Origin of the sequence: Micromonospora sp. NPDC050397 (assembly GCF_044901685.1) — a bacterium.
GTDB lineage: Bacteria > Actinomycetota > Actinomycetes > Mycobacteriales > Micromonosporaceae > Micromonospora_G.
Genome location: NZ_JBJDPS010000002.1, coordinates 952,046 through 963,116 on the forward strand (window position 1 = coordinate 952,046; position 11,071 = coordinate 963,116).

An 11,071-nucleotide genomic window follows, 5' to 3' on the forward strand; every position below is an offset into this window, starting at 1 on the left:
CCTTCTGCCCGTCAGGTGACCAGGGCTAGATTGAACCGATCATCGTGCCGGGAGAAGATCGGTTGGCCGCGCCCGGCAGCGGCCGGGGCAGCGTCGATTCGGCTTCAGTGGGACCAGTGGAACAACACACAGAGCAGTTGGTCGCCGTGCCCTCGGGCGGGGCAGCGCCCGGCGACGGGACCTCGGCCCGGGGCGGGGCGCCGCTCCGGGGAGTCGGGTCGCCTCGGGGCGGCGTCGCCTCGTACCTGTTCGTTGTCGGCGCCGCGCTGTTCGCCACGGCGGTGGCGGTGGTAGCCGGCCTGTCGATGGCGGCCGGTGACCGCAAGGGCGTGGTGCTGCCGCTGGCCGCGGTCGCCGGCATCGCGGTGGCGGTCCTCGCGCTGACCCGGTTCGCCGGGTACGTGATGCTGATGCTCGCGGTCCGCTCCTGCGTCGACCTGTTCAAACTCACCGGACCCAGCGCCGGCCAGGCCGGACCCAGCGAGACGGCCCGGGCGGTCGACCCCTCCACCCTGCTCGCCGTGCTGTTCCTGCTCGCCGCCGGGCTCTGGCTGGCCGCCCAGTTCAGCCGGGACGGGCGCCTGCGCGGCTCGGCGTTGAGCTGGGCGATGCTGCTGGTCGGCGCGACCAGCCTGGTCAGCGCGTTCGGTGCGGCCCGGCCGTCGAACAGCCTGCTGGAGGCGCTGCGGATCCTCACCGTGGTGGTGATGTTCGTGGTGCTGGAACAACTCATGCCGGACACCGCGGCGATCCGGCGGGTGCTGCTGGCCTGCTACGTCTCGCTGGTGCTGGCGCTCGGCTACACCCTGGTCCTCACCCTGCTGGGCAACCCGCCGGCCGAGGTGAAGGGCGACTTCACCCGGATCAGCGGTACGTTCAGCCAGTCGACCACCTTCGGCCGTTACCTGATGTTCATGGTGATCTTCGGGTTCGCCGTCTACCGCTTCCTGGAGCGTCGCATCCGGGTGGTGCTCGCGGCGCTGCTCCTGCTCTCGCTGCTGTTCCTGCTGCTCACCAACACCCGCAGCGCCCTGCTCGGCGCGGCGGTCGGCCTGGTCGCGGTGGCGGTGCTGCACCGCAGCAAGCGGATGCTGGTCACGCTCTGCGTGGTGGCGGTCGCCGGGGTGGCCCTGGTGCCGGCGGTCGGCGAACGGTTCGCCCAGCTCGCCCAGTCGCGCTCGGTCGGCGGCGATCCGACCGGCAACACGCTGGCCTGGCGGATCGGCTACTGGACCGAGATCGTCACGTTGGCCAACCGGAACCCGTTGACCGGCATCGGGCCGAACATGACCCAGCGCGAGACCGACGAGGCGAAGAAGCCGCACAACGACTTCCTGCGGGCGTACGTCGAGACCGGACTGCTCGGGCTGGGCGCGTACCTGGCGATGCTGGTCGCCTTCCTGTACACCGCGCGCGGCGCGCTGCGGCGGGCGCCCCCGGGCGGCTTCGAGCGGGGTGTCGCGGTCGGCTTCGCCGGCTGCGCCGTCGCCTTCGTGGCGATCAGCGCCGCCTCCAACGTCATCTCCAACGTGGTCACCCTCTGGTACTTCGTCGCCTTCGCGGCGTCGGCGAGCGTGATCGCCCGTAGGCCGGCGCCGAACCCGGTCGGCGGGCCGCCACCAAGCACCACCGTCCCGGTCTGAGCGAACGAAGAGCATTGGGGAAACAAGCGTGGAGATCGTCGATTACCTGCGGGTCGCCCGGCGGCGGCTCTGGGTACTCGTGGGCGTGCCGGTGCTCGCCACCGGTGCCGCGACCGGCCTCGTGCTGCTCGCGCCCCAGCAGTACAGCGGTACCGCCGTGGTGGCGGCCCCGGCGCTGGTGGGCGGTGCGACCGGCGCCCAGTACAGCGGTACGCAGGCGGCCAGTCAGTTCGCCGCGGCGTTCGGTGCCGCGGTGACCTCACCCCGGGTCCTCGCCGACGTCAGCGGCGACACCGGGGTGGCGCCCGAACGGCTGCGCAACGGCCTCACCGTCACCCAGGTCGGCGCGAGCAGCCAACTGGAGGTGACGTACGCCGCGAACCGGCGGGCGACCGTGGCGCCCGTACTGACCGCGGCCACCAGCCGTGCGCTGGCCTTCCTCTTCTCCTCCCAGGTGGGCATAGCCACCGGCGAGGTGGAGGCGGCCAACGCCGACGTCACCGCCGCCACCAAGGCGATCGGCGAGTGGGAGAAGACCAACAAGGTCTCCCAGCCGGACAAGCTCTACCAGGCCACCCTGGGCGAGTTGGGCAGCCTGCGGCAGCAGCAGCTCTCCATGCAGGCGGTCGGCAACGGCCGGGGCGCGGACGCGGCCGGTGATGCGATCAACGCGGCCCAGAAGAAGCTGGACGAGCTGGGACCGAAGCTTCCCGAGTACCAGGGCCTGCTCGCCCAGCGGGACGCCGCGACCAACGTGCTCTCCCAGGCCCGGCAGGGCCTCCAGGTGGCTCGAGCCCAGGTCCAGGCCGCCGACCCAACCAAGGTGACCAGCATCGGCGCGGTGCATCCGGTGAGCCGCCTGGCCGAACTGGTACGCACCGCCCTGCCGGTCGCCGGAGCCGGACTGCTGCTCGGGGTGCTGCTGGTCGGCGTACTCGAACTGCTCTCGCGCGGTCGTGCCGCCGTCCGCCCGACGGCCCGGCCGGCCACGGCTCCGGCGGCCATCACCGCGCCGGCCGCCGCGCCCGCCGCCGCGCCGGCCGGCACCCCGACCGCCGCGCCCACCCCGGCCGAGCCCGCCGACCCAGCCGCGACCGTCACCCCGGCGGAGGCCGTCAGCCCGGCCGTGACCGTCACCCCGGCGGAGCCGGCGCAGACCGTCACCTCGGCCCGGCCGTGAGCGGGCGGGACCGGACCGCCGGGTGAACGGGGAGTCGACCGGCCGGTCGCCGGCCGCCCCGGAAACCGGCGACCAGCAGGTACGCGGCATGGCGCGCGGCGGGATGCTGAACCTGGCCAGCGCGGTGCTGAGCCAGGCGGCGCTCTTCCTGGTGATGCTGCTGCTGGCCCGGGTGCTCGGGGTACGCGAGGTCGGCCGCTACGCCCAGGTGTACGCGGTGCTGTCGCTGCTCGGGCTGCTCTCGCTCTCCGGTTTCCGGGCCGGTCTGACCCGGTTCGTCGCGGTGCACCTGGCCGACGACGACCCGGCCGCGATCCGGGGCACCATCCGGCTCGGTCTGGTCATCTCGGCGGTCGCGTCGACCGTGATCGCGGTCGGGCTGGCGCTCGGCGCGCCCTTGCTGGCGCGGGCGCTGCACGACCCACAACTCGCCACCGGGCTGCGCCTGGTCGCGCTGGCCCTGCCGGCGGCCACGGTCTGCGAGGCCGCGCTCGCCGCCACCCGGGGCTGGCGCACCCAGCGGGCGTACGCCCTGATCGGGCAGGTCTACGAGCCGGCCGCGCGGCTGCTGCTCACCGCGCTGGCGCTCGCCGTCGGCGCCGGCCTGACCGGTGCGTTCTGGGCCCTGGTGCTGGCGAGCTGGAGCGCGGCGGCGCTGGCCCTCGGCGCGCTCGCCCGGCTGCTGCGCCGGGTGCCGGCCGCCGCACCGGCGTACCGTCCCGGCGAACTGTTCCGGTTCTCCACGGTGAGCTGGGTGTCCTCGCTCTCCTCCACCGGGCTGATCTGGGTGGACGCGCTGCTGCTCGGGTTCTACGGCTTCGGCGCCGACGCGATCGGTGTCTACCACGTGGCGAGCCGACTGGTCACGGTCGCGGTCTTCGTGCTCGCGCCGATCAACGCGTCGTTCGGCCCGTACCTGGCGCACCTCTACCACCAGGGCAAGCTGGACGAGGTACGCCGGATCTACCGGGTCGCCACCGGCTGGGTGGTACGGCTGTCGCTGCCCGCCTTCGTCGCCTTGTTGGTCTTCCCGGAACAACTGCTGCGGCTGGTCGGCGGGCCGGGGCTGGCCGGCGGGGCGGCGGTGACCGTGGTGCTCGCGCTCGGGCAGCTTGTCAACGCGGCGACCGGGCCGTGCGGCACCCTGCTGAACATGTCCGGCCGGGTCTCGGTCAACATGGTCGACAACCTCGCCGCCCTGGTGCTCAACATCCTGCTCAACATCGTGCTCATCCCGGCACACGGCATCCTCGGTGCGGCGGTCGCCTGGGCGGTCTCGCTGGCGGTGGTGAACATCGCCCGGGTCTGGCAGGTCAGGGCGCAGGTGCACACACTCCCGGTCACCGTCGGCATGGCCAAGGGCGTGGTCGCGGCGGTGGCCGCGCTGGTGGCCGGACTCGGCGTACGGTGGCTGGTCTCCGGCTGGGCGGTCCAGCTCGTGCTCGGCCTGGTCGCGGTGGTCGTGGTCTACCTGGGCGCGGTGCTCGCCCTCGGGCTCAGTCGGGAGGACATCATGGTGTGGCGATCGGTGACCCGACGCGGTGGTCGGCGTGCCGCCGGTGGCACCGCCAGCGGCGATGCCGGTGCCGGTGGCGATGTCGATTCCGCCGGTGGCGGTGCCGGTGGCGATGCCGATCCCGTTGGTGCCGCTGATTCCGTCGATGCGGTTGCCGCCGGACGTACCGGGCGCGGCGGGCGGACCGACCGTACCGGGACCGGCTCGTGACCGGCATCGGCCGGCGGCTGGTCACCGACCGGCTGCGCCGGGGCGTACGGGCGGCGCGGGCATGGGGACGTGCCAGCCGTCCGGGTCCCGCCGGCCCGCTCCCCGACTTCCTGGTCATCGGCGGCCAGCGCTGCGGCACCACCTCGCTCTACCACCACCTGGCCGCCCACCCACGGGTACGCGCCGCCACCGGCAAGGAACTGCAGTTCTTCAGTCTCTACCACGCCAGGGGGACGCGTTGGTACCGCGCCCACTTCCCGCCCCTGGGACCTGACGAACGGACCTTCGAGGCGAGTCCGTACTACCTGTTCCACCCGAGCGTGCCGGCCCGGGTGGCGGCGACCCTGCCGGACGGCCGTTTTGTGGTGCTGCTGCGGGACCCGGTGCAGCGGGCGTACTCGCACTACCTGCACACCCGCTCGTACGGCGCCGAGCCGCTCAGCTTCGCCGACGCGCTCGACGCGGAGCAGGAGCGGTTGGCGCGGGCACAGCGCGGCGGTGCCGACACTCGCGCCGCGCACCAGGCACTGCGCAACCATTCGTACGTCGCCCGGGGGCGTTACGCCGAGCAGTTGGAGCGCTGGTTCGCGGTGATCCCACCCGACCGGATCCACGTCGCGCGGACCGAGGACCTGCACACCGACCCGGCCGGCACGTACGGCGCGATCCTGCGTTTCCTCGACCTGCCGCCGTTCACGCCGGACGCGTTCGTCCAGCACACCCGTCGGGTCGACAGTGGAGCGACCCAGCTCACCCCGGAACTCCGGGCCCGGCTGTCGGAGCACTTCGCCCCGTACAACGCCCGGCTGGCCACCCTCCTGCGCTGGCCCACCACCCCCTGGTCCAGCCCGCCCGCCCAGCGCGGTTGATCATGAAGTTATCGCAGCCGCCAGTGCCAACGGCCAGCGATAACTTCATATCAACGCCCTGGAGGCGGGCGGGCGGGGGATAGCACGTGGGGCGGGGGCGTTGTGTGGGAGTCGGTCTTTTGTCAGCGGTACGGACGCAACCGGGCTGCGCCCCGAGGCGTCTATCTCGTGTACTGATCGCGAGGGCCGCCGGCCCCCGGGAACCACTCCGAACCGAATCCAGTTTGTGGTGAGGGCGCCGACCGCGACCGCGTCAGCGGGTGACGGGGGACGCCGACACCGACCACGAAGCACCCGATGACAGAAACGCCACGAACGTCCACGGGGGACAGGTGCGTACTTCTGCTGCATCCGGGTCGAACGCGCCTGCCGGCGTCGACCCGGGAACCGCTCATGGCGGCTCGGCTCTGTCCGGGCACGTCGTCCTACTGATCGTCGCGCTCTCCGCCGGTGTGGTGGCGCAGGGCGGCTACTACGACGCCGGCCGCATCCTGGTCACGGTGCTGGTGATGGTGGCACTCGCCGCGCTGCTCCGGCTCGCGCCGGGGATCCGGGCCGACACCTGGCCGGTGGTGGCCGCCTGCGCCGCGCTCGCCGGATGGGTCCTGGTCCGGGCGGTCATCGCGGATGCCTACCCGATCGCGTTCGGTGCGGTCGCCACCCTGGCCGGAGTGGCCGCGGTGCTGCTGATCCTGTCCCAGACCAGCGCGGTCGAGCGGTTGGGCTGCGCGAACGCGATGATCGGGCTCGGCGTCCTGGTCGCACTGACCGCCTGGATCGGCGTCGCCTGGCGGGTGCCGCAGTTCGCCATCCTGGTCGAGGGGCGGTTGTGGCGTGGTGCGTCCACGCTCACCTACCCCAACGCGGCGGCGGCACTGCTCGCGCCACTGGCCCTGCTGGCACTGGCGCTGCTGGTGGCCCGCCCCCGGTCGATGCCGTACGCCGTTGCCGCGTACCTGCTGCTGGTCGGCACCGGGGCGACCCTGAGCCGGGCCGGGCTGATCGCGCTGGCCGCCGGGCTCGTGGTGCTGGCGGTGACCGCCGGTGTCCGGGCGACCATCTCCCGGACCGGTCCACTGCTGGTGGCAGCCGGTATCGCCGTCGTCCTGCTCGTGCCGTCCACACCGGTCGCCGCGCCGCCGCAACCGGCGCTGGCGGTGCTGGGCCTGCTCGCCGGGGGACTCGTCGTGACCGGTTCGGTGCTGCTGCCCGGTCGGATCCGAGCCGGCGCGCTGGTCGCGACGCTGCTCTCCGGCGCGGTCCTGCTGCTGACCCAGCGGGACTCGGAGCAACTCGGGGCAATGCTGGCGAGCCGGGGCAACCTCGAGTCACCGGGACGCAGCGGCGCGCTGACCGCGGCCCTGGAACTGGTCGCCGCCAACCCGCTCATCGGTACGGGGATGGGCGAGGCCCGGTTCGTGTGGTTGACCCCGAACGGCAACGGCGCGGTCGCGGTGTACGCCCACAACGAATACCTGCAACTGCTCGTCGATCTGGGTGCGATCGGCGCCCTGCTGCTGCTGGCCCTCTTCGCGACGATGGCGTTGACCATCCGGCGCGGGAGTGCGTACCAGCACCAGCCCGGAATCCGGGCCGGTGTGTTCGCCGCGCTGACGGCGTTTGCCGTACACAGCGCCTTCGACTTCCTGTGGCACATCGCGGTACTGCCGCTCGTCGGCGCGTTGCTCGTCGGGCTCGCCGCGCCCGCCACCGGGGGAATTATGTCCAGTTCCAACAAGAAGGAGCAGTAATGAAGATGTCCCGACTCCGGGCCTCGGCGCTCGCCCTGGTGGCCATCGCGGTGGGAGCCGTGCTGGCGTTCGCCCTGCCGGCCGGTGCCTCCGTCAGCGTGCAGTCAGAGTCGCCCTCGATCGCGGCGCTGAAGCTCGCCAGCAAGGCTCGGCTCGACGCGAACGGAGCCGTGGTGTTCCCGCAGGTCAAGTTCGCCTGCACGCCGGGTGCCCGGTACGCGGTGGTGACGGTGGAGGTGACCCAGGCGGTCGGCAACGGCATCGCCAAGGGTGAGCGCAGCGTCGAGGTCCAGCCGTGCAACGGCGAGCAGCAGCGGGTCGACATGGCGATCACGCCGGACGAGCGGCCGTTCCGCAAGGGTGTCGCGTTCGGCTCGGCCAGCCTCGCGTTCTGCGACCACACCGGCTGCCGGACCGTGCACGACGAGCACAACATCGACATCGTCAAGTAACAGCGCACCTGTTGGGAAAGAACCGTGCCCCGGAGCCGACCGCAACGGCTCCGGGGCACGGCCTCACTAGCGTAGGTTCGCCAGCATCCGATCGATGGGTTGGTCGGCCCGGAGCAGCAACGGCGTGTCGGTGACGGTGGTGCCGGCGCCGCCGGCCGCCCGCAGCGGCGCGCCCACCGCGCCGGTCTGTCCGCCCGGGGCGGTCGGCACGGTCACCGGCGCGTTCGACGCCGACCAGAGCACCAACGTGCTGGTAGCGCCCCGGACGAAGGCGACACCGCCGAGCTTGCCGGCCACCGAGGCCGGCAGCGGGGTGACGGTGGCGTCCCGGGCCGCCTCGGCCAGGCTGGCCATCATCCGGCCGGCCTCGCGCTCGGTGCCGTCCGGGTCGAGCAGCCCGTACCGGACCTCGCTGCCGGCGGCGTTGTTCGGGTTGTACGCCAGCGGCAGCCAACTGACCTCGCCGATCCCGCCGGCCACCAGCAGGGTGACCGTCTTGACCATCTCGGCCGCGCGGCTTGCCGGGTCGCCGTCGCCGTCGCGCCAGAACTGGCCGACCTCCCACGCCTGGATCGGCGTACCGGTCGGGGTCTTCGCACGCAGGTAGTCCAGGAGCGGTGGTACGCCGTCGAAGTGTTCGTAGAAGTGCACCTGGCGTACGTCGACCGTCCGGTCGGCCAGCAGCGACTCGGTCGCGGCCAGGAACCGCAGGCTGCGACTGTTGGTGTCGGTGCCGAGCGCCTTGCGTAGCTGCGCCTCCGCCGTCACCTCCGGGATCTGCTGTCCCCGGGTGCCGACCCGGCGCTGGAAGTACGCCCGGTAGGCGGCGATCGCGTCGGGCACCCGACCGGCCTGTAGCAGCCGGTCGGCCACACCCATGCCGTACGCGACGCTGCTGATCCCGGAGTCGACCACCCTCGCCGCCGGATCGGTGGCCCGGATCGTCTCGGCGGCGGCCTTGACCAGCCGTACGTACTCCTCGGGTGTGCCGGCCCAGTAACTCGGCGCGTTGACCTCGTTCTCGATCGCGTACTCGCGCACCCCGTACGGTGCGTAGCGTTTCACCACCGTCTGCACGAAGCGCTGGTACGCGGCCAGATCCGTCGGCATCGCCGACTCGGTCTTGTTCGCCGCGCCCCGGGTGTACTTCGCGGTGCCCCCGGTGGCCCAGCACACCCCGGTGCGGATCTTCAGGTGCAGGGTGATGCCGAGGTCCCGGCTACGGGTGGCGATCTCGTCCAGCCCGGTCCAGTCCAACTGCCCGGAGGTGCGCTCGATCTCGCACCAGGCGATCTCCTCGTACGTCGCCGAGCCGCCGATCCGGCCCAGGTACGGCGCGAACTGCTGGTACCGCGACCAGTCCCAGTGCGCGCCGAACGGGTTGCGTACGCCGGTCACCTCCGGGGCCGGTCCGGCGTCGCCGGCTGCCGGCGTACCCGATGGCGCGCCGGTGCTCGGCGGGGCCGGCGGCGGATCGTTGTCGTCGGCGGTGCAACCGGCACTGACCAGCAACGCGGCGGCGAGTACGGCGGCGAGCGCGCGCGCCCGACCCGGCAGGCGGCGGTTCCGGTGGCCCACAGCCCCGGCCCGGAGCCGGTTCACCGGTAGCCCAGCGCGCGCAGGGTCGGCCCGGAGAAGATCCAGACCAGCAGGCGGAGGAACGGGTCGAGTTCGCGGCGGTAGCTGCCCACCCGGGACCCGTAGATCGGTGCCGAGCCCCCGCCGGCCTCCCGCCGCCGCTCCGCCTCGGTGGTGTACTTGCGGGCCACGTCGTGCTGCTTGCTGTCGTAGTCGAGGATGCCGTCCTCCCACGGTTCGCCGAGGAACTCGAACAGGCCGCGCATCGCCTTCTCCGGCTCGGTCACCGTGTCCTCGTAGCGCAGTTCGTAGTAGCGGTCCGCCGGCAGGGTGGCGCCGACCGCGCGGGCGGTACGGATGTAGCGCGGCCACTTCACCACGCACTTCACCGCCGACCAGTAGCCGAACCGTTTGCGGTGCGAGACGACCACGTCCCGCCCGTCCCGGATCAGGTGCACGATCTGCGCGTCCGGGAAGACCTCGGTGACGAAGTCCAGCGACATCGCGTACAGCGGGGTCTTGTCGGCCCACCGGGTCTTGCCCCGGGCGGCGGCGTAGTCGGCGTGGATGCCGCCGAAGAACTCGCGGATCCGGCGCAGCCAGTCCTCGCGCGGGAAGCCGAAGCGGGCCAGTCGTTCCCAGTCCCGTCCGACGATCCGCCGCAGGTCCGGCAGGAACCGGGTCTCCGGGCCGCAACTGATGCCGGAGTGCGAGTCGAGCACCAGCCGGAGCATCGTGGTGCCCGACCGCTGGCACCCGACCAGGAAGATCGGCGCGGTACGGGATTCGGTCTCAGCCACGGTCGGCCGCCTTCCGGTCGAGTCGCTCGGCCAGTTCGTCACAGAGCGCCCGGATCCGCGCGTCGAGCGGCAACGTCCGTGCGCCGTCGCGTGCGCCATTACGGTCGCCGTCGCGGTCGCTCGCCGCGCCGTGCGAGCGGCGGGGGGCGATGTGCGCGTGCAGCCGGGGGTGGTAGGGGAAGTCGAGGAAGTCACAGAGCCGCCGGATCTGCGCCTCGGGCTCGGTGACCAGGGTGTCGTAGCGGCAGAGCAGCACGTCGTCGCGCCGGTCCAGGTCGAGCCGGAAGTAGAGCGAGTTGCGGACGTACCAGAACAGTGCCGCGCCGTCGTACGGGTCCAGACGCTCCGGCTCGAGCTGGCGGATCAGCCCGACCGTGCCGGGGTCGAGCCGTTGCCCCTGCCACCGCCCGCCGATGCTGCCGTCGGCGATCGCGCGCAGCGCCCGCAGGTTGGCGTCGCCGAACTTGGCCACCTCGGAGCGGGCCCGGTCGTCGACATCCCGGTACACCCAGAGCGCGCGCCCCGGTGCCAGTCCCGGCAGGGCCAGCAACTCGTCCACCCGGTGGCTCTCGCAGAGCGGCTTGACCAGGACGTACGCGTGCCGGCTGCGCCGGATCGTGGCGGCCAGCACGTCGTCGGGGCGGAGCTGGAAGCGGTGGAAGACGGTCTGGTCGTTCTCGTTGCGTACCTCGACCTCGGGGGCCGAGTCGAGCCCTCGGACCAGCATGTTGGTGCCGGAGCGTTGCAGCCCGACCAGGTAGACCGGCACCGCCGACCCGGGCTCCCGACCGGCCTGCCGTCGCCAGCGCCGCTTGGCCAGCGCGGTGCCGATCCGGTCGACCGGATCGAGCCGGTCCTCCTCGATCAGCCGCCCGATTCCCTCGGTACGCGCCCAGCGCAGGTGTCGCGCTACCCGCCGGGCGGTGTACACGAGCGTGGAGACCTCGTTGTCGGCTGCCACGGTCCTCCTCGCTCAGGCACCCGGCCCGCCCTGCGGGACAAGCGGGTACGGCCGGCGGCGGAGCCAGGCTATCGGGAGATCGTGGCGGGAGGCCAGGCTGCGGTCCGTACG

At 72.7% G+C, this 11,071-nt stretch carries 9 protein-coding genes; 6 read left to right on the forward strand and 3 right to left on the reverse strand.

Translation table 11 applies throughout. From position 1 onward, the window contains the following. Nucleotides 1-116 precede the first annotated feature (116 nt). From ACI2K4_RS10430 to ACI2K4_RS10455, 6 genes are all read left to right on the forward strand, one after another. Complete coding sequence (locus ACI2K4_RS10430) at nt 117-1,643, forward strand: O-antigen ligase family protein (protein WP_404510165.1); 1,527 nt, start codon at nt 117-119, stop codon at nt 1,641-1,643. A gap of 28 nt (nt 1,644-1,671) precedes the next feature. Further along, on the forward strand, nt 1,672-2,823 hold the full coding sequence (locus ACI2K4_RS10435; protein WP_404510166.1) for a Wzz/FepE/Etk N-terminal domain-containing protein: 1,152 nt from the start codon (nt 1,672-1,674) through the stop codon (nt 2,821-2,823). A 22-nt stretch (nt 2,824-2,845) separates the two neighbouring features. Next, nucleotides 2,846-4,549, forward strand: a complete 1,704-nt coding sequence (locus ACI2K4_RS10440; protein WP_404510167.1) for a flippase — start codon at nt 2,846-2,848, stop codon at nt 4,547-4,549. After that, on the forward strand, nt 4,546-5,418 hold the full coding sequence (locus tag ACI2K4_RS10445; RefSeq protein WP_404510168.1) for a sulfotransferase family protein: 873 nt from the start codon (nt 4,546-4,548) through the stop codon (nt 5,416-5,418). The genes ACI2K4_RS10440 and ACI2K4_RS10445 overlap by 4 nt, the downstream gene beginning before the upstream one ends. 332 nt (nt 5,419-5,750) lie before the next feature. Beyond that, nucleotides 5,751-7,169, forward strand: a complete 1,419-nt coding sequence (locus ACI2K4_RS10450) for an O-antigen ligase family protein (RefSeq protein WP_404510169.1) — start codon at nt 5,751-5,753, stop codon at nt 7,167-7,169. Further along, the gene (locus tag ACI2K4_RS10455; RefSeq protein WP_404510170.1) at nt 7,169-7,621 is read left to right on the forward strand and encodes a hypothetical protein; all 453 of its coding nucleotides are present in this window, start codon (nt 7,169-7,171) and stop codon (nt 7,619-7,621) included. Before ACI2K4_RS10450 ends, ACI2K4_RS10455 begins: the two co-directional genes overlap by 1 nt. Before the next feature lie 66 nt (nt 7,622-7,687). Here ACI2K4_RS10455 and ACI2K4_RS10460 read toward each other — a convergent pair whose 3' ends face one another. From ACI2K4_RS10460 to ACI2K4_RS10470, 3 genes are read right to left on the reverse strand one after another with little or no spacing between them, the layout of a single operon-like run. Further along, nucleotides 7,688-9,223, reverse strand: a complete 1,536-nt coding sequence (locus ACI2K4_RS10460; protein ID WP_404510171.1) for a hypothetical protein — start codon at nt 9,221-9,223, stop codon at nt 7,688-7,690. Next, nucleotides 9,220-9,999 carry a sulfotransferase family protein gene (locus ACI2K4_RS10465; RefSeq protein WP_404510172.1) on the reverse strand — a complete coding sequence of 260 codons (780 nt, stop codon included), beginning with the start codon at nt 9,997-9,999 and terminating at the stop codon, nt 9,220-9,222. Before ACI2K4_RS10465 ends, ACI2K4_RS10460 begins: the two co-directional genes overlap by 4 nt. Beyond that, nucleotides 9,992-10,960 carry a hypothetical protein gene (locus ACI2K4_RS10470; RefSeq protein WP_404510173.1) on the reverse strand — a complete coding sequence of 323 codons (969 nt, stop codon included), beginning with the start codon at nt 10,958-10,960 and terminating at the stop codon, nt 9,992-9,994. The genes ACI2K4_RS10465 and ACI2K4_RS10470 overlap by 8 nt, the downstream gene beginning before the upstream one ends. Nucleotides 10,961-11,071: the final 111 nt, after the last annotated feature.

Bases quoted from the DNA above. Each gene is read 5' to 3' on its own strand.
- ACI2K4_RS10455 (WP_404510170.1), top strand. From the start codon at position 7,169: ATGAAGATGTCCCGACTCCGGGCCTCGGCGCTCGCCCTGGTGGCCATC.